Source organism: Desulfosediminicola sp., assembly GCF_048381775.1.
Lineage (GTDB): Bacteria > Desulfobacterota > Desulfobulbia > Desulfobulbales > Desulfocapsaceae > Desulfopila > Desulfopila ganghwensis.
The window spans coordinates 311993-336284 of record NZ_JBLXGE010000002.1; the positions used below are offsets into that span (position 1 = coordinate 311993).

The 24292-nt window shown below is 50.9% G+C and carries 25 protein-coding genes; 10 read left to right on the forward strand and 15 right to left on the reverse strand.

Translation table 11 applies throughout. The annotated features are described in order from the left end of the window. The first annotated feature begins 144 nt into the window (after positions 1 to 144). Positions 145 to 837 carry an iron-sulfur cluster assembly scaffold protein gene (locus ACN5NT_RS04260; RefSeq protein ID WP_136795345.1) on the forward strand — a complete coding sequence of 231 codons (693 nt, stop codon included), beginning with the start codon at positions 145 to 147 and terminating at the stop codon, positions 835 to 837. A gap of 11 nt (positions 838 to 848) precedes the next feature. After that, the gene (locus tag ACN5NT_RS04265) at positions 849 to 1844 is read left to right on the forward strand and encodes a GGGtGRT protein (RefSeq protein ID WP_136795346.1); all 996 of its coding nucleotides are present in this window, start codon (positions 849 to 851) and stop codon (positions 1842 to 1844) included. Between the two features lie 129 nt (positions 1845 to 1973). On the opposite strand, the gene minE is transcribed toward ACN5NT_RS04265, so the two are convergent. The 14 genes from minE to dgcN all read right to left on the reverse strand — a co-directional run bounded on the left by minE (position 1974) and on the right by dgcN (position 15312). Continuing rightward, positions 1974 to 2225: a cell division topological specificity factor MinE gene (gene minE, locus ACN5NT_RS04270; protein ID WP_419174616.1), complete on the reverse strand. Its 252-nt coding sequence runs from the start codon at positions 2223 to 2225 to the stop codon at positions 1974 to 1976. Between the two features lie 4 nt (positions 2226 to 2229). After that, the gene (minD, locus tag ACN5NT_RS04275) at positions 2230 to 3078 is read right to left on the reverse strand and encodes a septum site-determining protein MinD (RefSeq protein WP_228721415.1); all 849 of its coding nucleotides are present in this window, start codon (positions 3076 to 3078) and stop codon (positions 2230 to 2232) included. Positions 3079 to 3121: 43 nt separating this feature from the next. Then, positions 3122 to 3898, reverse strand: coding sequence for a septum site-determining protein MinC (gene minC / locus ACN5NT_RS04280; RefSeq protein ID WP_419174617.1), 777 nt, complete (start codon positions 3896 to 3898; stop codon positions 3122 to 3124). 303 nt (positions 3899 to 4201) lie between these two features. Beyond that, positions 4202 to 4399: a rubredoxin-like domain-containing protein gene (locus tag ACN5NT_RS04285; protein WP_419174618.1), complete on the reverse strand. Its 198-nt coding sequence runs from the start codon at positions 4397 to 4399 to the stop codon at positions 4202 to 4204. A 250-nt stretch (positions 4400 to 4649) separates the two neighbouring features. Continuing rightward, on the reverse strand, positions 4650 to 5660 hold the full coding sequence (mtnA, locus tag ACN5NT_RS04290) for an S-methyl-5-thioribose-1-phosphate isomerase (protein WP_419174755.1): 1011 nt from the start codon (positions 5658 to 5660) through the stop codon (positions 4650 to 4652). 30 nt (positions 5661 to 5690) lie between these two features. After that, a complete protein-coding gene (locus tag ACN5NT_RS04295) occupies positions 5691 to 6323 on the reverse strand; it encodes a class II aldolase/adducin family protein (protein ID WP_419174619.1) in 633 nt (210 codons plus the stop codon). Between the two features lie 362 nt (positions 6324 to 6685). Continuing rightward, positions 6686 to 7129 (reverse strand): hypothetical protein, encoded by a 444-nt coding sequence (locus ACN5NT_RS04300; protein ID WP_419174620.1) that lies wholly within the window; start codon positions 7127 to 7129, stop codon positions 6686 to 6688. 219 nt (positions 7130 to 7348) lie between these two features. Further along, positions 7349 to 8119, reverse strand: a complete 771-nt coding sequence (locus tag ACN5NT_RS04305; RefSeq protein ID WP_338031716.1) for an amino acid ABC transporter ATP-binding protein — start codon at positions 8117 to 8119, stop codon at positions 7349 to 7351. A gap of 28 nt (positions 8120 to 8147) precedes the next feature. Then, the gene (locus ACN5NT_RS04310) at positions 8148 to 9245 is read right to left on the reverse strand and encodes an ABC transporter permease subunit (protein WP_419174621.1); all 1098 of its coding nucleotides are present in this window, start codon (positions 9243 to 9245) and stop codon (positions 8148 to 8150) included. 1 nt (position 9246) lies between these two features. Next, positions 9247 to 10422 carry an amino acid ABC transporter permease gene (locus ACN5NT_RS04315; protein ID WP_419174756.1) on the reverse strand — a complete coding sequence of 392 codons (1176 nt, stop codon included), beginning with the start codon at positions 10420 to 10422 and terminating at the stop codon, positions 9247 to 9249. 252 nt (positions 10423 to 10674) lie between these two features. Continuing rightward, positions 10675 to 11694 carry an amino acid ABC transporter substrate-binding protein gene (locus ACN5NT_RS04320; RefSeq protein ID WP_136795353.1) on the reverse strand — a complete coding sequence of 340 codons (1020 nt, stop codon included), beginning with the start codon at positions 11692 to 11694 and terminating at the stop codon, positions 10675 to 10677. 695 nt (positions 11695 to 12389) lie between these two features. Further along, complete coding sequence (locus ACN5NT_RS04325; protein ID WP_419174622.1) at positions 12390 to 13235, reverse strand: D-amino-acid transaminase; 846 nt, start codon at positions 13233 to 13235, stop codon at positions 12390 to 12392. Between the two features lie 119 nt (positions 13236 to 13354). Then, complete coding sequence (gene dgcA / locus ACN5NT_RS04330) at positions 13355 to 14320, reverse strand: N-acetyl-D-Glu racemase DgcA (protein WP_419174623.1); 966 nt, start codon at positions 14318 to 14320, stop codon at positions 13355 to 13357. Further along, positions 14317 to 15312 carry an N-acetyltransferase DgcN gene (dgcN, locus tag ACN5NT_RS04335; RefSeq protein WP_136795356.1) on the reverse strand — a complete coding sequence of 332 codons (996 nt, stop codon included), beginning with the start codon at positions 15310 to 15312 and terminating at the stop codon, positions 14317 to 14319. The genes dgcA and dgcN overlap by 4 nt, the downstream gene beginning before the upstream one ends. Before the next feature lie 488 nt (positions 15313 to 15800). Between dgcN and rsmB the strand changes: the two genes are divergently transcribed. From rsmB to ACN5NT_RS04375, 8 genes are all read left to right on the forward strand, one after another. Next, positions 15801 to 17189, forward strand: coding sequence for a 16S rRNA (cytosine(967)-C(5))-methyltransferase RsmB (rsmB, locus tag ACN5NT_RS04340; protein WP_419174624.1), 1389 nt, complete (start codon positions 15801 to 15803; stop codon positions 17187 to 17189). 144 nt (positions 17190 to 17333) lie between these two features. Continuing rightward, positions 17334 to 17924: a hypothetical protein gene (locus tag ACN5NT_RS04345; protein ID WP_419174625.1), complete on the forward strand. Its 591-nt coding sequence runs from the start codon at positions 17334 to 17336 to the stop codon at positions 17922 to 17924. A gap of 39 nt (positions 17925 to 17963) precedes the next feature. Then, entirely contained in the window at positions 17964 to 19064 is a 1101-nt protein-coding gene (locus tag ACN5NT_RS04350) for a M24 family metallopeptidase (RefSeq protein WP_419174626.1), read from the forward strand. A 199-nt stretch (positions 19065 to 19263) separates the two neighbouring features. Further along, entirely contained in the window at positions 19264 to 19596 is a 333-nt protein-coding gene (locus ACN5NT_RS04355) for a hypothetical protein (protein WP_419174627.1), read from the forward strand. Positions 19597 to 19819: 223 nt separating this feature from the next. Further along, on the forward strand, positions 19820 to 20134 hold the full coding sequence (locus ACN5NT_RS04360; protein ID WP_419174628.1) for a YciI family protein: 315 nt from the start codon (positions 19820 to 19822) through the stop codon (positions 20132 to 20134). Between the two features lie 180 nt (positions 20135 to 20314). Further along, positions 20315 to 21127: a M48 family metallopeptidase gene (locus tag ACN5NT_RS04365; protein ID WP_419174629.1), complete on the forward strand. Its 813-nt coding sequence runs from the start codon at positions 20315 to 20317 to the stop codon at positions 21125 to 21127. 395 nt (positions 21128 to 21522) lie between these two features. Next, positions 21523 to 22821, forward strand: coding sequence for a CBS domain-containing protein (locus tag ACN5NT_RS04370; RefSeq protein WP_136795363.1), 1299 nt, complete (start codon positions 21523 to 21525; stop codon positions 22819 to 22821). A gap of 117 nt (positions 22822 to 22938) precedes the next feature. After that, complete coding sequence (locus ACN5NT_RS04375; protein ID WP_136795364.1) at positions 22939 to 23460, forward strand: hypothetical protein; 522 nt, start codon at positions 22939 to 22941, stop codon at positions 23458 to 23460. Between the two features lie 104 nt (positions 23461 to 23564). Here ACN5NT_RS04375 and ACN5NT_RS04380 read toward each other — a convergent pair whose 3' ends face one another. Then, positions 23565 to 24275 carry a succinate dehydrogenase iron-sulfur subunit gene (locus ACN5NT_RS04380; protein ID WP_419174630.1) on the reverse strand — a complete coding sequence of 237 codons (711 nt, stop codon included), beginning with the start codon at positions 24273 to 24275 and terminating at the stop codon, positions 23565 to 23567. Positions 24276 to 24292: the final 17 nt, after the last annotated feature.

Below are 24292 nucleotides of genomic sequence, written 5' to 3' on the forward strand. Positions count from 1 at the left end.
ATTCAATTTCATTATGTTAGAGGGGTTTGTGAGTTCTATATACACTGGTTATCCCTGTTCACTTTCACATTTTTTTCGCAGGTGACAACCTGTAAAAATCATAAGAGATAACTTTTATTTATCATCCAGTTCAAGGAGTTGAGCATGCAATACACTTCAGAAATCATGGAGATGTGCCGCGTTGCGCAGGGGGCAAATCATGGCCCCTCCCCCATACCCCAGGAAGGCGGTTGGACAAAGGCCAGAGAAGTAACCGATATCAGTGGTCTTACCCACGGTGTTGGCTGGTGTGCACCACAACAGGGTGCTGCCAAACTGACCCTCAATATCAAGAACGGCATAATTGAAGAAGCGCTGATCGAGACCCTGGGTTGCACAGGCATGACCCACTCTGCCGCCATGGCCTCAGAAATCCTGCCAGGTAAAACCATCCTCGAGGCGATGAACACCGACCTGGTTTGTGACGCCATCAACGTCGCCATGCGGGAACTGTTCCTGCAGATCGTTTACGGCCGCAGCCAATCAGCATTTTCAGAGGGCGGGCTGCCTGTCGGCGCCGGTATGGAAGATCTCGGCAAAGGCCTGCGCTCCGTTACCGGCACCACCTACGGTACCGCAGCCAAAGGCCCCCGCTATCTCGAGACTGCAGAAGGCTATGTTACCGAGATCGGTCTGGATGAAAACGATGAGATCATCGGTTATACCTTCGTCAACCTGGGCCGCATGATGGATGCTATTAAAAAAGGTATCGATCCCGCCGAAGCATTACAATCCGCATCCGGCACCTATGGCCGTTTTGCAGACGCAGTTAAAACCATCGATCCAAGACACGAATAAGGAGACTGACAATGGCACTGTTTGAAAGTTATGACAGACGGATCGGTCAGATTACTCCGGTCCTGGAAGCGTATGATATGAAGAGCCTGGAAGAAGCGCGTGAGATTTGCCTGGCCAAAGGTGTGGATGTGGCCGAGATCGTTCGTTCCATCCAGCCGATCTGCTTTGACAACGCCTGCTGGGCGTATACCCTTGGTGCTGCGATCGCGATCAGAAAAGATCTCACCAGGGCCGCCGATATCGCCGCCACCGTTGGAGAAGGTCTGCAGGCTTTCTGCATCCCCGGCTCCGTCGCGGATGATCGCAAAGTAGGCTTAGGCCACGGCAACCTCGCTTCCATGCTCTTAAAAGATGAGACGAAATGTTTCGCTTTTCTGGCCGGACACGAGTCCTTTGCCGCTGCAGAGGGCGCCATCGGTATCGCCAAGTCAGCTAATCGCGTACGCCAGACTCAATTGCGGGTAATACTGAACGGGCTTGGTAAGGATGCCGCCAAGATCATCTCCCGTATCAACGGATTCACCTATGTGCAGACCCAGTTCGACTATGCTGCCGGTGAGGTGAAAATCGTCGGCGAGACCGCCTATTCAAAAGGTGAACGGGCAGAAGTCCGCTGCTACGGTGCAGACGATGTTCGCGAAGGTGTGGCCATCAATCATCTCGAGGGTGTGGATGTTTCTATCACCGGTAACTCCACCAACCCGACCCGTTTCCAGCATCCCGTTGCCGGCACCTATAAGAAAGAGTGTCAGCAGGAAGGCAAGAAATACTTCAGCGTCGCCTCAGGCGGCGGTACCGGACGTACCCTGCACCCGGATAATATGGCCGCAGGACCTGCCTCTTATGGTATGACCGACACCATGGGCCGCATGCACTCCGACGCCCAGTTCGCAGGATCATCCTCCGTTCCAGCCCACGTTGAAATGATGGGTTTGATCGGCATGGGCAACAACCCTATGGTGGGTGCTTCTGTTGCTGTTTCGGTTGCCCTTGAACAAGCTAAATAGCAGTTAGCATGTCCAGAACGTGCCAGAACTAAAAGCCGGTCTACCGCAATGGTTGACCGGTTTTTGCTGTTCTAGCGGATAGAGGATAGATGTCAGAAGTAACGTTACAGACTTCTCACCTCTCACACCCTAGTGATCTGAAAGCATGATATTCACTTCAAGCACTTCACTGTCATCCTGCCGGTCGACGTTTAAAGAGATCTGGTCTTCATGAACCTGAACATACTTGCGTACCACCTCGAGGATATCCTGCTGGAGTTGAGGCAGATAGTCGGGACTGGAGGCGTGTCGTCGCTCATGGGCGACGATAATCTGCAAGCGTTCCTTGGCAATGGAGGCAGTACCCTGTTTTTTCGATCCGAATACGTTAAATAAACTCATGGCATCAGGTTCCAAAAAGACGGGAGAGAAAACTTTTCTTTTCTTCATCCATAAAACGGAATGGATGGTCTTTACCAAGGAAGCGGTCGATAACATCGAAATAGGCATCGCCCGCATCGTTTGTGTCGGCCAGAGTAACGGGTACACCTGAATTTGAAGCATTCAGAACATATTCCGATTCCGGCACAACTCCTAAGAAAGGGATGGCGAGAATCTGGTTTACGTCGTCTGCACTCAGCATCTCTCCCTTGTTTACCCGGCTCGGATCGTAGCGGGTGATGATCAGATGTTCCTTGATGGGCTCAAGATCCTGCTCTGCCCGCCGGCTCTTGCTGGCAAGAATACCAATCATCCTGTCTGAATCACGGACGGAAGAAATTTCCGGATTAGCCACAACCAAGGCCACATCCGCGTAATACATAGCGGTCATGGCACCCTTTTCGATACCGGCAGGGGAATCACAGATGATGTAATCAAATTTTTGCCGCAAAGCGTCAATAACCTCACCGACACCTTCCAGGGTCAACGCATCCTTGTCACGGGTCTGGGAGGCCGGGAGAATTGAGAGGTTGGCAATCCTTTTATCTTTGATCAGAGCCTGATGAAGTGAGCCCTCGCCATGGATTACGTTTAGGAGATCATAAACAACACGCCTCTCGCAGCCCATGATAAGATCGAGATTGCGCAGACCGACATCAAAATCGATCACAACCGTTTTATATCCACGTACTGCGAGGCCTGCAGCAAACGCTGCACTGGTGGTGGTTTTACCGACACCGCCTTTACCGGAGGTGACAACCACGACCTGCCCCAGCGGTCTTTTTTCATTCAAGGGCTGTATTGTATCTTCCATGACGTATACCTTACAAAAGGTTGAATATATTTATTTTTATTTATCAAGTCGGTGTGAATGAGCCAACCACCTGAGCCTTCAGGCTGCCATCACTGAGGGAGAATACCGCGCTGTGGTTCAGTACATTCTGGTCAAGTGACTCATTAACCATATACTCCCCTGCGATAGCGATCAGTTCAGGGTCTGACTGCAGACTAAAAATGCGTGAAGTTGAATCTCCGTTAATTCCAGCCAACGCACGCCCACGCAGTGCTCCATAAATATGAATATTTCCGGCAGCAAGCACCTCGGCCCCGGCATTGACCGACGAGAGGATTACAAGATCACCCTCCGGGGCAAATACCTGCTGCCCGGATCGGACCGGCTGATTGATAACTTTGGTGGGTGCTACAGATCTGGATTCATTAGCGGTTTTTCTATCCCGCGATTCAGATTGAGTTTCTGATTCTTCAGTATCATCCTGAACGATTTTGCTACTTCTGCTCTTGACCGGTGGAAGTAAACCCAAGCCTGCCTCCACCACCCGTTCACATAAAAAGGCATCACTGCTCCGGACACCAACCAGAACCAGGCCGAACTCTCGCAGGGTATTGACCAACAGACCAAAATCCAGTTCGGCCTTCCCCTTTTTATCTATCTCTTCGAGGTCCAATATCACCGGGGCATTCTTGAAAAACGCTTGTGCCTTGCCGAATTTCTTCTCCAGCTGCGGATACAGGCGGTCAGGCTGCGTTTCCATGATATGCAGCGTGATTATGGTCAGGACGCTGCCTTTCACTTCCAGGGCCGGGCTTACAACTTCTCCGTTATTCTGTCTCATCGAGTGATCACGGTTTTCTTGAATTTAAATAGAACACACCAATTCCAGATAGTACTTATCAAGGAAAATTCAATCGGTCAATTAGCTTGTGATTATAACGCGTTCAGACAGGGGTTCTCGACAGGAATGAAGAGCGGATATTAAGCAGAAAAAGTATGGCAGCATTTTCCAACAACGAGAAAAAAACGGTGCGGCGGTGTCTTATTAAGAACACCAGAACCAGGTATCCGAGACTCAGGCAGTCATCCCGGCGCAGAAAATCCCCCTGCGCCAGGAGAGGACATCACCATGTGCCAACCGGCCTCAGACGAGTCTGGGATCGATTTTTCCCGGCCCACCGCAGTCGGGAGTATAACAGCTGACATCTTTGAATTCGCATTTTTTGGAACAACTTGGGCATTGCTCAGGCGCGGCAGGAGCCTGCAGCGTATTACCGCAATTTCCACATTTCCAGAAGGGATCCATATTCTTTGCAGAAGCGGTCTGTGTTTTCTCGATCATAAGGTCACCTGTAAGTAATCTGGTTTTATCACCGGCTCTCCTTCCCCTACCCGTGCGTGTGTAACTGGCGGGCCGGCCTGCTATTCAGGCAGCGCCACCCAGGCAACTGCCTGAATAGCTAAAGGATAAGACAGCCTGCCAAAAGAGAAAGCCCTTTGCGCAAAAGAGTGTGAACTGTCTCTACCAGAACACCATACTGCAGGACAGATCACCGTTTAAAGGAATTGGGAGTTGACTTCAACTCCACACCTTAGAGCGAAGATGTTTCCTGATAATTCTGGATATACTGCTCCCGTGTATATACACCACGATCCAGTACCCAACCTGTCACCAATTCAGCGGGAGTTACATCAAAGGCGGGGTTAAACGCAGGACTGGACTTCGGTGCCCACAGATATGTCCCCTCCACTCCAGACACCCCGCGTACTTCGTTCATGCCCCGTTCTTCAATCTCAATTTCAGCACCTGTCGGGCAGTTGCCATCAAGAGTGGTGGACGGTGCAACAACGTAGAAAGGAATTTCATGAAAGGAAGCCAATACTGCCAGGCTATAGGTGCCTATTTTATTCGCGAAATCGCCGTTGGCAGCTATCCGGTCAGCACCCACCAGCACGGTATCAACTTCGCCGCCTTGCATAAGCATTGCTGCGGCGGAATCACAGATAATTGAATGGAGAATACCAAGCTTGCCGCATTCCCAGGCGGTGAGCCTGCCGCCCTGTAAAAGCGGTCGGGTCTCATCAACCCAGACCATGGGGTTCTTGCCCTGCTCATGGGCTCGGCGGATTACGCCCAGGGCTGTTCCGATTCCGGCAGTTGCAAGCCCGCCGGTATTGCAGTGGGTAAGTATGCGTTCATTTTTGCCTATCAAGGCTGCACCGTTATCTGCAATACGATCACAAAGGTCTCGGTCCTCGTTAAAGATTGCCTGTGCTTGCTCAAATACCGATTCCGGGTAATTCGGGCTGTCAATTTTCTCTACCAGGCGATCAATATTGTTTATCAGGTTAACTGCTGTGGGGCGGGCCTTGCGTAATCGGGCAGCATCCCTGGCGAGTTCAAAAGGTGATGCACCACGTATGGCTAAAGTTGCCAGGAGCAGAGCCGAAGATATGCCGATGGCCGGTGCACCACGAATCGCCAGGCGTTGAATAGCCTCAATCAAGTCATCTATAGTATCGCAAATCAGCCAGTGCTCTTCATGGGGCAGAATAGTCTGGTCCAGGATGGCGAAGGTGTCATGCTCCCAACGCATTCCCATGGAGATGAGAGGCGTGATTGCATCGACCACCTATTTCCCTCCTCCAAGTGCCACCGCTTGAGCAAGTACCGCTATCATTGTCTCACATGCTTCCTGGATTGATACACCAAAACTGACCACACCATCCTCGTGTCCGCCCATAACGAAACACTTTGCACTCTGACCTGAAGATTCTCTGAAGATTCTGGCCACCTCCAGGGCCATTTCCACAGTGCCATAGGCTGCCCCTTCCCTGGTGACCGGCAGACCAAGTTGCTCCCGATAGTTCCAGATCCGTGGCGAATGGACGTGCAGCACAGACTGAATCGCATTATCTATCTGATAGAGCTGACCATGGGTCAGAGCTTCGGAAGATGGCTTGGTCATGCCTGTGGCGGTGATGCTGTTATCAAACGGATCACAGGCAGTTACTTTGCTATATTCGGTATGGGGCAGAAACAATGAACCGCCTGTCTGGGTTCCGGTAATGATAAAGCTTTGCGGTTCATCATCACAACGTTTGCTGAGGTTGCCAAAACCGTACCCCATATAGCGAGCCTGATCCTGCCCGATCAGCTGCAGTTTATGCATGATATACCGCCAGCCACTCAGCTCCGCAGTCATCTCCGGTGTGACGCAGGGTTGCCGGGTATAGTGGAGATTGAATTTTATAACACCTTCCATATGGCATCCATTCTCTGAATTAGAGCGGTTTCTTTAAAGCTCGCGGCCCGCCAATTACCAGGAGCTCTACTCAACTGATATTGTACTCTCTCACATATCAGCACACTACGATAAAAAAAAGGGAGAGTTTCGAAAAACTCTCCCTTTTCCTGCATCACTAACGTGCCTATTTCGCGTGTTGAAACAGCCTGCTCAAATTTGAGGGTTGTATCGACCTGCATCCCAGGGGCGCTTCTCACGGACGCCCGGAGGGTGAAAATCACAACCTCGATGTAACCGGATGAGGTAGTTTGCGATTTTCGTGAAATTTGCCGGTCAGGTTGCAGCCAACCACGCCCGTATGTACTCTCCTCTCCTGCTTCTTAGTTCTCAGTAGTTTCAGGCGCGGTCATATCATGTACTTTCTTTTTGGTTTTATTGTACCATGAACTGGTACCTTTTTTGGTCTTATCCCAGAGGCTTGCGGCCTTATCCCCTGCTGACTCCAGAGCGTCTCCGCTTTTATCTACAGCCTTGGAACTCCCGTCCTTTGTTTTATCCCATGCCTCGTGACTTGTTCCTTTGGTTTTATCCCAAGTCTCGCCGCTTACGTCTTTGGTCTTATCCCAGGCATCTGAACTGGTCTCTTTAGTCTTCTGCCAGGTCTCGGCAGAAGCATCACCCACAGCTCTGGCCGTCTCCCCAACCTGTTGCCCGACCTTGTCCCAGGCGCTCTGTTCAGCTAAAACAAACCCCGGCGCAATACAATAGATCGCCAAGGTCACCACAAGAGCCTGTAACAAATTAATTTTCTTGATATTTTCCATAATTATCTCCTTCGAACATCTGCGATCAGCGCCTATTTAAACTTCAAAAACACTGTCAGATCAGCCATTTTTAACAACTACAAACTGTAGAAATATATCTCGCTCCACATTTTTTGCAATATGGCCGTATTTTTAGATGTTCATCAGGAGATTGTCACAGCTTACTCTTTACCCCTCTCATCTCTCTCACTTCTACCTTGAAGCTTCCCGCCTCACACCTTAGAGAATCTGGCTCAGGAAAAGCTGGGTACGTTCCGACTGGGGATTACTAAAAAACTCCTCCGGCTCATTCTCTTCTACAATCTCGCCAGCATCCATAAATATGACACGATCCGCCACTGTCTTGGCAAAGCCCATTTCATGGGTAACACAGATCATGGTCATGCCCTCTTCGGCCAGATCGACCATTACATCGAGCACTTCCTTTATCATCTCAGGATCCAGCGCAGAGGTCGGTTCATCAAAGAGCATAATGGAGGGGTTCATGCAGAGACTCCTGGCAATGGCCACACGCTGCTGCTGCCCCCCGGAGAGCTGGCCGGGGAATTTGTCTGCCTGGTCACCTATCTGCACGCGATCGAGAAATCTGCGGGCTGTTGCTTCCGCCTCCTTTCTCGGTTTCTTCTGCACCCAGACCGGTGCAAGGCAGCAATTTTCCAACACTGTCAGATGGGGAAAGAGATTGAATTGCTGGAACACCATGCCGATATCCCGTCGCACCCTATCAATCCCCTTGAGATCATTGGTCAACTCCACACCGTTGACGATAATATCGCCTTCCTGGTGCTCCTCGAGCCGATTCATGCAGCGGATCATGGTCGATTTTCCGCAGCCGGAAGGACCGCAGATGATGATGCGCTCCCCTTTGTACACTTTCATGTTGATATTTTTCAGCACATGAAAATCGCCATACCATTTATTCATGTTCCTGAGCTCGATCATTATTTCGCTGTTCATGGCCGGATCTTCCTTTAATTGCGTATTATTCATTATCTTCCTTGGTCGTTGCCGGCTGCTGTTAATGTCCGGTATGCAGTTTTTTCTCAAGATACATGGAATAGCGTGACATGGAGAAACAGGACACCCAGTATATTGCCGCCACAAACACATAGCCTTCCACGGAAAACCCCAGCCAGTTCGGGTCGGAGAAAGCAGATTGCACCACCGCCAGCAGATCGAACAGGCCGATAATCAATACCAGCGTGGTGTCTTTGAAGAGCGCGATGAAAGTGTTGACGATTCCGGGAATTACCAGCTTCATCGCCTGGGGCATGATGATGAGAAACATCGATTTCCAATAGGAGAGGCCTAACGCCTCCGCTGCCTCATACTGCCCACGTGGAATAGCCTGCAGGCCGCCCCGGATAACTTCCGCCATATACGCAGATTGGAAGAAGATGATGCCGATCATGGCTCGCAACAATTTATCAAAGCTTATTTCCTCGGGCATAAAGATCGGCAACATCACCGAAGACATGAACAGCACCGTAATAAGGGGTACGCCCCGCCAGAACTCGATAAAAAAGATACAAACCGACTTAGCCACCGGCATTGAGGACCTTCGTCCCAGGGCCAGCACCACCCCAAACGGGAGTGAGCAGAACATACCCACCGCTGCCAGGATCAGGGTCAGCATCAGGCCGCCCCACTTGTGGGTCTCGACCACCGGCAGACCAAACAGGCCACCATAAAAGAGACCGTAAGCAATCACCGGGTAGATGAAGATGGCAAAAAACGCGACCTTCCCCTTATGCCGGGTACGTTCAACCAGCAACCAACCGACCAGTGCCACAAACATCACAAAGGCCAGGATGACACGCCAGTACTGCTCAGAAGGATAAAAACCGAATATAAACTGTTCGAATCGCACCGAGATGAATACCCAGCAAGCGCCATCGGCGCTACAGGCATCCCTGGTGGTTCCGACCCAGCTGGCCTTGAAAAAGAGCCACTCCAGTGCCGGCGGTACGGTCTTGAACAGGAACCAGAGCGCCACGACAGTGAACAGGGAACTGATCCAGGAAGAAAACAGGTTTTGCCGCAACCAGCCAACCACGCCGGCCTTGGCTACTGGCGGCATACGATCAATTGCAGGGGTATAGGAAATTACTGCCATTCTATCTCTCCACCAACATAATTTTCTTGTTGTACCAGTTCATTAAGAAGGAGATCGTCAAACTGATGAACAGGTAGACCGCCATGGTCATGGCCACAACCTCAATAGCCTGGCCAGTCTGATTCAGGGTCGTTCCGGCGAACACCGAAACGAGATCCGGATAGCCGATTGCTGTTGCCAGTGAGGAGTTTTTCACAAGGTTCAGATACTGACTGGTGAGCTGAGGAATGATCACCCTGAGCGCCTGGGGAACGACCACCAGCTTCAGCACCATGGACTGATGCAGACCGAGTGCCGAGGCAGCTTCAGTTTGCCCTTTGTTTACCGCCAGAATACCTGAGCGTACCGCCTCAGCGATAAAAGCACCGGTGTAGATTGAAAGTGCCACCAGAAGCGCTGTGAACTCAGGGATGATGGAAATGCCACCTTTGAAGTTAAAGCCTTTTAATGCCGGCAACTCCCAGGAAACTGGGCTACCCGCAAGAAAATATGTAGCGAGTGGCAGGATAATCACGAGCAGGCCGGCGGCCAGTGGAGTGTTGAATTGCTGACCAGTCTCCCGCTGGCGTTTACCTGCCCATATTGCCAGAGCGATCGTCACTGCTACAGCGATTGCCAGAACTACCAGCACCAGACCGAAGCCACTCTCAAAGATCGGTTTCGGTAAATACAGACCACGGATATTCAGAAAGATCGTCTCCCCCAGCGACATACTCTGCTTTGGCGAAGGAAGGGCCCTCAATACCGCGAAATACCAGAAAAAGATCTGCAGCAACAGAGGAATATTTCGAAAAATCTCGATGTAGATCCCGGCCATGGTCGACACCAGCCAGTTTTTCGATAATCTCGCCACACCTACAGTAAACCCGAGAATAGTGGCAAGAATGATGCCGCAAAACGATACCAGGAGCGTATTCAAAAGGCCGACGACAAAGGTCCGGCCAAAACTGTATGACTCGTCATATGGAACGAGGCTCTGGATAATACCAAACCCCGATTCCTGTGTTAAAAACTTAAATCCGGTAGATATGCCGCGTTTTTCCAGATTGGTCATGGTATTGCCGGCAATGGTCCAGACGACCAGTGCCAGGCCACCAATCAACAGCACCTGAAAAAGCAGTGCCCTGTGCTGGGCATTATTCCACCAATGCTTTGTACTCTTGGTCTGGTAAGACATAGTAATCCACAACTCATGGGAAGACGAAAGACAGAGCTGTCCCACATTCCCCTCAATGGGTGAAAAGCATGATCACAGGGAGTGGCACTAAACCGCCCCCAGGATCTATTTTGACTTTGTGAAAAAGTAAGACGCCACCCTCATCTGTTCAGACGGCGCCATATTCGAAGTTTTCGTTAGTGCGCTATAGATTATGCTATGCGCACTAACGAAACACTGAAGAAGATGGCGCTGTATGGACTGATGAGAGATCTAGCGGATAGGCGGGGCATACTGCAGCCCACCCTGAGTCCAGAGTGCGTTCAGGCCACGGCCGATTTTCAGCGCAGAGGAGGTACCAACGGTGCGGTCGAACATTTCACCGTAATTGCCAACCTGCTTGATAACCTGGTAACACCAGTCATCTGCCAGGCCGAGACCTTCACCCTTGATGCCTTCGAGACCAAGCAGACGCTTCACGGCGGGGTTTGGGGTATCTTTCATGGTATCGATATTGGCTGAGGTGACACCAAGCTCTTCACCATTCACCATTGCATAGAGGCTCCACTTGACGATATTAAACCAGGCATCGTCACCCTGACGTACAACCGGCCCCAGAGGCTCTTTGGAGATTACTTCAGGAAGTACAATGGCCTCTTCAGGCTTGGCAAGCTTGATGCGCAGACCGTAAAGCTGGGACTGATCGGAGGTGAGTACATCACAGCGACCAGCTTCGAAACCTTTAACGGTCTGATCGGAGGTATCGAAAACTATCGGCTTGTACTCCATCTTGTTCTGCTTGAAGTAATCGGCAAGGTTCAGCTCGGTTGTGGTACCGGACTGGATACAAACCGCCGCACCATCAAGCTCGAGTGCGCTTGCGACCCCGAGATTTTTGGAGACCATGAATCCCTGTCCATCGTAATAACTGGTACCGGTGAAGTTCAGACCGAGGGAAGAATCTCTGGTGAGGGTCCAGGTTGTGTTTCTGGAGAGAATATCAACTTCGCCTGACTGCAGGGCGGTGAATCGCTCTTTGGCTGTGAGCGGTACGAACTTAACCTTGGTGGCGTCACCCAGTGTTGCGGCAGCCACGGCTCGACACATTTCAACATCGAGACCGGTCCAGTTTCCTTTCTCATCCGGATTGGAAAATCCCGGCAGACCTGTTGAGACCCCGCACTGCAGGTAGCCACGTTTCAGAACCTCATCCTTGGTAGCTGCCTGGGCGAGGCCGGCTGAAAGACAAAGCGTCAGTGCTGCAGTTGTAAGTGTCCGGGTAATTCTCTTCATTACGTTCTCCTGAATTTTGTAGTTGCTCTGTTCATTATCTCAAACTGTACATCTTCAAACCACCTGTCAGCACCTTGCTTACGTCCCATCATCTCTTTCCCCCCGCAGCGCAAATCCAACTGCCGTGGTATCCGACAGGACCCGAATATCATTTATTACATTCTCTTTATTGCAAGACGCACATCTTGACTAGCAAGGGTTGTGCCAGCAACCACACTTCTATGTTCTGAAAAAGCGCACCAAAGTCAACATTATCGTGTTTACAACATTTTAGTAATGAACTCTTTCACCAAAATACTGTTTTTTCTTTGTCGAGCTGCCATTTAGCAACCAATGGCGGTCAGACCACATTACAATTTTGCAGGAACCACACACGGCCAAAAGGGGTGCCAACAGACCTTACCACAATTTTGTGACGCAGCATTTTTCACTGAAGCTCCTGCCAATATTGCATTAACAGCTCTACCCCTGCCAACCGGATTACGTGACCCTTCTCCCGACTTTACAAAATTTACATTTTTGTTATTCATCGCCAGGCAAAAAAAAATCATAATACAAGACCGTAAAAACAGTGATTAAAAGCGACACTTCCTGAACGAATGAAGAATCTCCGGTCCAGGAAATAAAAAAAGCCGTCCCCGGAATGGACGGCTTTTATATTTCCTGGAGGAGGCTGTGATAAACCTGAATAGCGTTTAAATTGCGTTCTTCCTGCCTTCTTCAAGGTACAGTTGTCCCAATCTTCTTGAGACCGCACCAGGTTTGCCGTCATGCAGCTTAACACCATCAATTTCCACAACCGGATAAACAAAGGCCGTGGCGGAAGTCATGAACGCCTCTTTGGCCTGTTGCGCTTCCTCGATGGTAAACGGTCGCTCAACCACTTGCATATTCTGCTCTTTGGCAAGTCTCAGGACTGCAGAACGGGTGATGCCATGGAGAATCGAGTTTGAGAGATTTCTGGTAACAATGGTATCATCGGCAGTGACGATGTACACATTGTTGGAAGTACCTTCGGTGACATAACCATCCTCCACCATCCAGGCGTCGTCCTTGCCCTCCTTTTTCGCCAACATCTTCAGCATACATGGGGCAAGCAGTTGCACTGTTTTGATATCCCGGCGTCCCCAGCGGATATCCGGCGCGGAGATCACTCTGATGCCGGCTTTTACAGAACTCACCTTCTTGGCCTGGGTGAAGAGCACCAGGGTTGGGGTAAGGTCATCAGAGTATGCAAAATCCCTGTCGGCAGCTCCCCTGGTCACCTGCAGGTAGACCAACCCTTCCGCCACATCGTTTCTGCGCACCAGCTCACGATGAATTTCCAGCATCTGGTCCGGAGTGACCGGCATCTTCATGCCGAGTTCTTTCAAAGAGCGCTGTAACCGGTTGGCATGCCCTTCATAATCGATAAGCTTTCCGTCCAGAACTGCGGTAACCTCATATACACCGTCACCAAAAGTGAAACCACGGTCAAAAACGGAGACAGTGGCCTCCTCTTCCGGCACATAGTCGCCATTCACATATACTGTTCTGCTCATCTCGTAACCTTTTCCTTGTATAAGTTCAGAAAACTCACCTTAAAACAATGTGCTGCTTCGGATAATTTCATAAAATATTATAATTACAATCGCTGTCTCCAGCTATCAGTTACTCTCTATCAACCCCACAAGCTTTTCGTTGCAGGATGCACTCCTACCTGATCGTATTTCAAACCATCCGGCCGATCATGGGCCAGCAAGAGCGGGCCGTCCAGGTCTGTAACCGCACATCCCTGTGCCACCAGCACAGCAGGAGCCATGGCCAGTGAAGAACCAACCATGCAACCCACCATTATATGGTAGCCTGCCCGTTCAGCTTCTTCTTTCAGGGCCAGCGCCTCGGTAAGCCCACCGGTCTTATCGAGCTTGATATTTATCATGTCATATTTGCCGACAAGCTTGGCTAAAGAGCTGCGATCATGGCAGGATTCATCAGCGCAGACCGGCAACACCCTTTCTATATCTGTCAGGGCCTCATCTTCACCGGCAGGCAACGGCTGTTCGACCATTTCCACGCCCAGCCTGACCAGCACCGGCGCAAGTTCGCCATAGGTCTCAATTGACCAGCCCTCATTGGCGTCGACTATAATTTTGGCCCCGGGAGCGCCGCGCCGTACCGCCTCTATTCTTGCCACATCACCGGTGCCACCCAGCTTGGTCTTGAGTAACGGCCTGTGACTGTTTTTCCGGGCAGCGGCTTCCATATTCTCGGGAGTATCCAGCGAAAGGGTATAGGCCGTAACTTCTGAGCCAGGTTCGGAAAGCCCGGCCAATTGCCAGACCGGACGACCTTTCAGCTTGGCCTCAAGATCCCACATGGCACAGTCCACAGCGTTCCTGGCAGCACCGGGGGCAAGCAGATTCTGCAGTTCCTGCCGGGTAAAAGATGCCGGCAAACCGGTGATTTGATCCATAACCCCAGCCACGGTCTCGCCATAACGGGGATATGGTACGCACTCGCCCTGACCGATCGCGCCGTCACTCTCTATCTCAACCCGCACCACCACCGCCTCGGTGCGGGAGCCCCTTGAGATGGTGAACGGCTGTGCAAGGGGAAAGACTTCCCGAAATACCCGTAGTATCATAACAGCGCCTCAACCAGTCTTTGTGCCCCTTGTCGGAACGGATCCACAACCGGAAGTCCCAATTGTTCTTCCAGGCCAGAGAGATAAACCTGAGCCTGTTCCTCATCCATATGCTGGGTATTCACGGAAACCGCAGCCACTACACATTCCGGATTCACCACCCGTGCCAGCTGCAGCGCCACATCGCGCAATTCTTCGAGCGAAGGCTGACTATAGCCCGGCAGACCACGCATATGCTCACGGGTAGGCTCATGGCAAAGTATGAGCGCATCCGGCTGGCCACCATGAACGAGAGCCATTGTAACACCTGAATAGGATGGATGAAAGAGGCTTCCCTGCCCCTCTATCAGATCCCAGTGATCCGGATCGTTATCAGGAGTAAGCCACTCGATGGCACCGGCCATAAAATCCGCCACAACCGCATCCAGCGGCACACCGTCACCGGTGATAAGTATTCCGGTCTGCCCGGTTGCCCTGAAAGTCGATTTAACCCCACGCCTGCGCATCTCTTTATCCATCGCGAGGGCTGTGTACATCTTGCCCACAGAACAGTCCGTACCGACGGCGAGGCATCTCTTGCCGCTACGCTTTTTACCATTGGCAATCGGGTAATCTACCGTCGGTACCCGTACATCATATAGGCTACGACCATATTTTTCGGCCGCTGCCACCAGTTCAGGTTCATCTTTCAACAGGTTATGCAGGCCCGAGGCGATATCCATCCCCTTCTCTAGGGCTTCCAGCAGCACGGATTTCCAGGAAGATGAAATCACACCGCCCCTGTTTACCACCCCAATGACCAGAGTCTTTGCTCCCGCAAGCACCGCATCGTCAATTGAGATATCCCCAATCCCAAGATCCGCCTTACAACCCTCCATACGATACTGGCCCGCTACTGCCTCCGGGCGCCAGTCATATATCCCCTGGGCAACCTTTGCCGCCAGTCCATCAGGTGCATCTCCCAAAAACAATATATAGGGTGACTCAAACATAATATCGACTCCGTAATGTGAAATGATTTGCGCATCAACCAGCTTTCTTTTGGTAACCATATTTCAGGCAATGCCTGGCAGTGTTCTTATCAATTCACGTGCCAGTTCAGGCCCCCTCTCATGCCAGGGAAAAGATGATGTCCACCTCCAACCCGGAATCATTGGATTAACAAATGGTTACCAAAATCCGTCTGGGCTGAACAGTATCACACCTGTCATTTCAGTTCCAGCATTTTTGTGACATTTACGCAATATACAGGCTCGAGATTTACATTTTTGGAAACTTTTCTTGCTTGTTTTTATTTTTAACGAACTTTAACCAGCGCCGCTCAGCCGTCATCTTCCAATTTTGCAGTATCTCTGTTGCTTCGAATTTAATGATTGCAATTCACCTCTATCTCTCTACTATTACCCGAAACCCGCAGACCGTTCATAAAGTACCAAAGAGCAAGCCCGCAAAGTGGTCAACCATTTCAACGAACAGCCAAGTGACAACAAAATCCCGAGCTACAGGTAACATAGCCAAAGGCACTCCCTTCAGTAGCCGCTATGCAGCCGCCGAAACCCTCGTCCGTCTGCAGCAGAGCAAGCTGCCCCTCAAGCCACTTTTCGACTCGGTTACTCTGGAATACCAGGTTACAGGTGCTGAGAGAGGGCTGGCCATGAATCTGGTCTACGGCGTGTTACGCCGACGGGAATACCTTAATCACCTGCTCTCCCTGTTAGCCAGAAAGCCCTTCCAGCAACTCGAACCATTTATCCATGCGACCCTGCTGGTTGGTTTGTATCAGTTGTTCTGTCTCGATCGCATTCCTGAATCCGCCGCAGTCAATGAAGCGGTCAATGCTGTAAAAAAGGCCAGGCCAGGTAGCCATCTGCACGGTTTTGTAAATGGTGTGCTGCGAAGCGCAACGCGGCAAAAGGAACAGCTTCCCGGACCGCAGGACCGTTATCCCGATGGACGGCCATTTCTCAATCACCCGGGTTGGCTCACCAAGCGCTGGGTCAAACAGTATGGCCGGCAGGAGATGGAGCGAATCTGTGCCGTCAACAGTCTTGAACCGCAGTTAGTTCTGCGGGTCAATACCGGAACGGTCTCAAAAGAGCACTACCTGAAACAACTCAATCAGCTCGGCATCAACGCCACGAGTGGGAGCTATGCTCCGGACAGCGTGGTCCTCAGGGATTTCCAAGGTGCTGTCACTGCGCTTCCCGGTTATCAGGAGGGGTACTTTCAGGTTCAGGATGAGGCTGCTCAACTGGCGACGCTGCTGCTCGCCCCATTTAAAGAATCAGGCAGTTACCTCGACTGTTGCGCCGGACTTGGCGGCAAGACGGGACACATCTGCCAGCTAACCAAAAATACAACGGAAGTTGTGGCGGTGGAGCCTGAAAAACACCGTCAGAACCTCTTCCATGAAAATATGGCGCGGCTCTTTCCCGATAAAAACGTTGCACTGTATCCCATGCCACTTGAGCAATTCGCCCGGGATTCTGAGTCAAAGTTTTCCGGAGTGTTGATTGATGCCCCCTGTTCAGGGACCGGTGTCATCGGCAGACACCCTGATATTCGCTGGAACAGGAAAAAAAGTGATTTCAAGCGCTATCAGCAAACCCAGAGTAAACTTATTGAGTTGGCCTCACAGTTGGTGGCCGAAGATGGTATACTGGTGTATGCGACCTGCTCTCTTGAACCGGAAGAAAACCGCCAGGTGGTCGACCACTTCCTGTTGGAGCATCCTGAATTTGTTCTTTGCGACTGCAGAGACACCTTGCCGGAACCGGCTGCAAAGTTCATAGAAGACAAATGTTTTTGCCCGCGACCTTCATCATCTATCGATGGTTTTTTCGCAGCGCGCATGCAACGCAAAAACTGATACAAAAACGAAAAATCATTCACTTAACCACACGACTGAAGCGTCGATGAAGGCCCTCCTTTTTCTTTGCGCTCCATGGGTGTGTATTGTACACTCCGTGTTTATTTTATTTTAAATTTCATTACTCAACACAACAGGTGTTTTATGGCTGAGATAAAAAGTACCATGGATCTGGTTATGGAGCGTATGGCGAAAATGACCGCCAACTCCGAACCGGTAAACAATGACGAAGAATTTGAAAAAGCAGGAATGCGCCTTGCCGCAGACTTTTTAAGCGGAAAAGTCACCGATCTTGCTGGGGAATTGGCTCAACAACCGGCCGAATCTCAGAAGGCTGTCTACAAAGGCGCTGCTGATATCCTGATGCGCAACATCACCTTACCGCGCGACGAAGAAGTCAAAGATCGTGCAGAAGCCTCATTAAACGGTGTTATGGAGCTTGCCGGTGCTCTCGGTGTTTCTGCTGTATCTCAAACCTGTTCAGAGTTGCAGCAGATTCTGCAGCAGTACAATCAGCACAAGGAGCAGGTCGTGCAACAGCTTGAAGAGGCGTTGCGCGGTCAGCTTGAACAGCAGTATGCAGCCCAGGGTGTCGATCCTGGTCAGCTCAGGGCTTCCATGCACCCCAAATATGGTGAAGAGATGGGTAAGATGCAGCAGGATCTTAATGGCCAGTATCTCCAGGCAATGGATCAGCGTAAGGAAATGATCCTCGAGCAGCTCGGCTTAGTCTAACCTCAGACCATTTCAGTACAAAATCTGGAGTAGTATCCCATGGACTATAGCGGTAGAGTCAAGGCACTGCAGAAAAAACTGCGCCGCAAAAAAATAGACGCGATACTGGTAAGCCAGCCCAGCAACAGGCGTTACCTGAGCGGTTTTACCGCGTCAGATCACGACATAACAGAAAGCTCCGGTGTGCTGCTTATCCCCGCCAGAGGGAAAGGACTGTTGCTCACTGACTTTCGCTATATGCAGCAGGCTGAGAACGACGTAGATGGCTTCAAGGTTAAAATCTACACCCGGGGGCTGCTGGCGCTCCTGAAAAAACTGCTGCCGAAGATGGAGATCCAACGTCTCGCTTTCGAGACCGACTATCTGCTGCACTCGAGCTATGTGAGTTACGGGAAAGCGTTCAAAAAAATCGGTGTCTCATTAATCCCGCTTTCTGGAGTTATCGAGAAAATGCGGGAGGTCAAGGATGGCGATGAAATTGACGCCATCCGCAAGTCGGTGCGCCTGAACGAGCAGGTTTTTCAGGAGGTTTTTCCAAAAATCTCCTGCTCGATGTCTGAGATTGAGGTGGCCCTTGCCATCGAGCAGACCATGCGCAAGCTGGGAGCGGAATCGGCCAGTTTTGATTCAATAGTCGCTTCCGGCGATAACAGCGCCCTGCCCCATGCGGTTCCTTCCCGCCAGATGGTGATGCGAGACCGGCCGTTGACGATCGACATGGGACTGGTGTTGAAGGGTTACTGCTCTGACATGACACGCACCTTTGTCCCCGGCAAGGCATCAAAGAAATACAAAAAGATCCACCGGATCGTTCGTGAAGCACAACGTGCCGGCATCGCGGCAATACGACCGGGCATTACCGGAAAAGAAGCGGACAAGGCTGCCCGGGATGTGATCGATGATGCCGGATATGGCAAGTATTTCGGCCACAGTCTTGGCCACGGCGTCGGCCTGCAGGTACATGAGGCACCCCGGCTTTCTAAAATTGGCAACCAGAAGCTGAAACCGGGCATGATCGTCACCGCCGAACCAGGCATTTATATACCCGGTTGGGGTGGAATCCGGTTGGAGAACATGTTACTGGTTACCGATGACGGCTGCGAAGATCTTAATAGCGATGCAACGTGGCTTGATATCTGATCTATATCTCAGATAAATATTAAACTCTCATCCCCTTTTCCCTGTTGAAGGAAGAGGGGATTTTTGTATGTTGAGAATTCTTTTAGGCTTTCGCATGCCGGTGCGAGAATTTTTCCTGTACGGTCTGAACCGGCCAAAACATGAGGCAGGGAGTTAAACACCTGCCAGGGCAGACCAGACATTTACTCAATACGATCTTATGCGCCAGTTTGTTATTGATGAACTTTCCCCTATGGAGCGAGATAATATCGACTCCTACCTTAAACGAACCCTTACCGCCGGACCGATGATCGGCCTCTACTGGATCGTTTTAACTCACGACCTTCTCTCCGAGGCCCAGCAGGGCCACGAAGACCATGGACCATTTTACCTCGCTGTAGAGGTTGAGCAGTACCGGGTTCGCTTTGAGCTATTGGTTCGCAGCCATTCCAACCTGCATTGCAGCTGTATTGCCCATGCAACGCCCATCCAACGCCAGTTTGTACTGGATTATATTGACAGGATGGTGCAGGAGGAGATGATCAACTCGTAATTCTGGAGAATGCTCCTTTTATCCAGATCTTCGTTATCTTGAGGAAATCAATGTTCGCAGATGAATGAAAGAAGTGAGACTTCGATATTCATTATCTTGCTCCGACTGATTTCCTCAAGATACTTCGCCTTGGCACAAAATCAGCTGTTCTCCAGGTACCCCGCACGTAGATTCAATCTCCAATTCTCCGACCTCTAAAACACGATCTCCCTTGGACAATGAATTGAAAAAATTCGTCGCAATACTATCAAGTAAAAGCAAGGACCGGTTCTCTGAGGGGTTGCTGCAGGAGCACATTGACCATCTGCAGAAACTCTATGATGAGAAGGTCCTTGCGCTATGTGGACCCTTTACCGACGATGATTCTGCGATCCAGATCATACGGGCGGCTGATTTAACTGCGGCTGAGCGGATTATTTATCAGGATCCTTTTGTCAAACACAACTATTACAGCACGGTCCGGATCAAGGAGCTCATCGAAGCGAATCCAGCCAATAACTGGTTGGTTTCACATCCACAAACTGAACAGAAACGATAGCCCTTCGATCCCACGAAACTGCGCCGGCAAATCCTTTTTAACCTTCTTCCCTCAACCCGCCTGAGTATTTCGCCTGAAAAAATGAGGCTTTTACCTCTTGCATTTACCCCTCTGGAAACGTTACACATATTTACATTGATTTAAAATTCCCAGATTCAGCCTAAATCACAGGTTAATGCAATGAAACGCTGGTTTATTCCGATAATTCTGTTCTTCACCCTCACTGCTTGCGCCACCAGCCCCACCGGCCGCTCCCAGCTTATGCTGGTTTCCCCTGAACAGGCCATAAGCGCCTCCCAGGAAGCATATGTTCAGACATTGCAACCGCTGCAGAAAGAAGGGAAGCTTGACCCGGACCCGGCCACCACGGCCCGCGTGCGTGAAGTCACCGGCAGGGTTATCGCCCAGGCTATTCAACTTTTTCCCGCATCACGCAACTGGGACTGGAGTGTTCGGGTGATCGATGAGCCTGAAACAGTCAACGCCTGGTGCATGGCCGGCGGCAAAATGGCCGTTTACACTGGTTTACTCAACAAAGTCAACCCCACCGATGACGAGCTTGCCCAGGTCATGGCCCACGAGGTTTCACACGCCCTTGCCAACCATACCGCAGAGAAGATGTCCATGGCAATGGCCACCCAGATGGGACTTATGGGCGTCGCTGTTGCAACCCAGGACAGCGCCTATTCAGGGCTCGCCATGAGCGGCGGCGCCATGGCTGCTGCAATGGCCATCACTCTGCCTAATTCGCGAACTGCAGAGACCGAAGCTGACGTAATAGGCATCGAACTTGCCGCCCGGGCAGGTTACGACCCCAAAGCGGCCGTAACTCTCTGGGAGAAAATGGCCCGGGTTGGTGGCTCAAGCCAGCCTGAGTTTCTCTCTACTCACCCTTCACCCGGCAATAGACAAGCCAACCTCAGTGCGTTAGCGGACAAAATGATGCCATATTATCTGCAGCCCGGACCGAGGCCGGTCTACCAACTCAGATAACCGCCAAGGCAGTTACCGCTTCGACAGGAACCATTTCTCATCGATCCAGACAGATGCACACAACACCCTGTTGCGCTTCTGTCCGGATCGATGGAAATTACCACCAAGTGGATGCCAACCCTGTGCTGCACCACCCAAGCTTTCTACCACTTGTGCGCCCCATTGCCCCGGCACGTCTGCCTGCGTCTGCAATAACCAATAAAGGCAGGCAATTAGCTCTCAACCAGAACACCATCATTTCTTCTTCAGGCCCCAGACAATCTTTGCGCTATTTCCAAAGTATGGTAGTGTCATTCGTAAGGTCTGGCGTACAGAACTGCACGCCAGTAACGATTGAAAAAGCCCTGCTGACAGCGATGCCAGCATAAACATATAGCACGACTTCAACTGTATTCATGCAGATTATAGCCACTCACAAGCAGACCGATTTTGACGCGCTCGCGTCCATCATAGCAGCGACACTCATCTACCCCGGCAGCGTCGGCGTTGTGCCCAAGGAGGTCAGCCGTAACGTCCGCAGATTTCTTTCGACACATAAAACCGCATTCAATCTCATCCTGCCCAAAGAGATCCAACACGACCAGGTTCAACGGCTCATAGTAGTTGATACCCCGAACTGGTCACGACTGGAGCGCATGGAAAAACTCCGGGACAGGGATGATCTCGAAATTCACCTCTGGGACCACCATATGCACGGAGGAGACATCGAAGCGGACATGGTTTGCCAGGAGGACGTTGGTGCCACCGTCACGCTTTTTATCCGGGAACTGAAAAAGCGCCAAATGGAGCTGAACCCGCTGATGTCCACGGTGCTGCTGCTCGGGCTCTATGAAGACACCGGTCATCTCACCTACCCTTCGACCACTCCGGAGGATGCCTATGCCGCCGGTTGGCTGCTTGAAAATGGTGCCGACCTCAACGTCGCATCATATTTTCTCAATCCCCCATACGAAGAGAAGCAAAAAGATGTTCTCTTTGAGATGATGAAGGCCACTGAAAAGCTGACCATCAACAGTTTCAAAATCGGATTCAATATCATCACCCTCGAAGATAAGGTCACGACACTTTCCGGTATCGTCAATATGTACCGCTCCATCATCAACGTTGACGCAATCTTCGTGATTTTCGTCACCAATGGAAGGTCTACCGTGATCGGCAGAAGCGGTGTCGAGATGATCGACATTGGCTGGATAATGAGCAAACTCGGCGGTGGTGGCCATGCGGGTGCTGGCTCGGCCACCATCAAGACCAGTGAACAGAGTCCTGAGTCTGTACGTGAAAAAATAATCAGCCTTCTGGAGTCTGAGCAGAAAGAGAGTATCCGTATCGCAGACCTGATGTCCTTTCCTGTTCAATCGGTCTCACCCGACACTCCCATGCATGAGGTTCATTCACTCATGACCAACGAACATATTCGCAGTGTAATGGTGATTGAAAATGACAAATTACAAGGGATTGTGGTTCTCTGGGATTTCAAAAAACTCAAACATGAAAAACACTGGAATAAACCGGTAAAAGCGTACATGGCCCGGGACCTCACCTGCATTCCGCCCGACGCTATCCCTTCCCAGATCGGCCGCCTGATGCTGGAAAAAAATATCGGCCACTTCCCGGTTGTCCAGGATGAGAAGGTAATTGGAGTGGTTAGCCGCACTGACATTTTAAATTATTTCTACGACCTGCTTCCAGAGTAGAAAAAACCAGTCCAGGCAATGTGGCAACTGCCTCTCTGCTCTTGTAAATCTGGCTACCGGCCATATAATTCTCTCAAGCCTAACACCTATTACCGCTTGTCAAATGAGGATTATACGATGCTTGAATTGAAAAAACTTGAGCGTGGAGCGATTTCCGCAGCATTGGAAAAAGCACACAAGTACCGTTTACTCAACGAACCTGAGGACGCAGAATCAATCTGCCTCGACATATTGGCCACAGAGCCGGAACATCAGGAGGCGCTTATAACCCTGCTGCTGGCATTGACCGACAAGTTCGCTCACTCCGGACTCAATCCTTCATTTCAACAGGCCAGGGAACTGCTGAGCCGGATTGAAAGCACAACCTGCAAAGCTTACTACCTGGGCATTATCTATGAACGGAGGGCTAAATATCACCTCCGTCAGGGCGGCCCCGGTGGCGGAACTGCTGCTCACGGTTGCTTTGAACGAGCCATGCAGGCCTATGAGGAAGCCCTTACCGATTGCGACCCGAAGAATCAGGACGCGGTACTGCGCTGGAATTCCTGTGCACGTATTCTCAATTCCAACCCCGATGTTAAAGCGGATGACACTATAGGAGCAGATCTGCTGCTCGACCCGTTCGAGGTACCGCATTAAGCCGATCTAAGCATCAGGAGATGGCTGTGAGTGGGATAGGAGTATAAACAGATAAATATCGATTTATCGGTATACGCAAGTTCATCCCCTCCCACCTTTACTTCTCACCCTTTATCTTTCTTGATCATCTGCTTGGTCTGATTGATCCGCTTGGTAATCATGATAGATCGTGGACACGCCTTGGTGCATTTGAAATGGTTCTCGCATGGCCATACCCCGTTGGGAGTATCGAGTACATCAAACCGCTCCCTGGTGCCACTATCTCTTGAATCGGCCAGAAAGCGATAGGCCTGCACAATCGCCGCAGGACCGATGAACGCCGGTTCATCATCCAATACGGGACAGGCAGAATAGCATGAGGCGCAAAGAATGCAATTGGTGGTATCATCGAATACCATACGCTCATCCTGGGATTGTACACGCTCCTTTCCCTCACTCTCTGTATCACTGATCAGAAACGGCTTCACAGCCCGGTACTTTTCAAAAAAATCGGTCTGATCAACAATCAGGTCCCTCTGGACCGGTAAGTGAGCGAGCGGCTCCACCGTCACCACCTCGCCATCTTTCCCGGCCACATCTTTCACCAGTGTTTTACAGGCCAGGCCGTCACTCCCGTTTATCCGCATACCGTCTGAACCGCATACCCCGTGGGCACAGCTTTTGCGAAAGCACAGGCTGCCGTCCTGGAACTGTTTCACCTTCATCAAACCGTCAAGCAGCCGGTCATTCGGATCAACCTCCACAGAAAATTCCTGGAAATAAGGCTCCTTATCCGTATCAGGGTTGAAGCGCTGTATTTTCAATATGATATTCATAGGCTGCACCTTTAGGG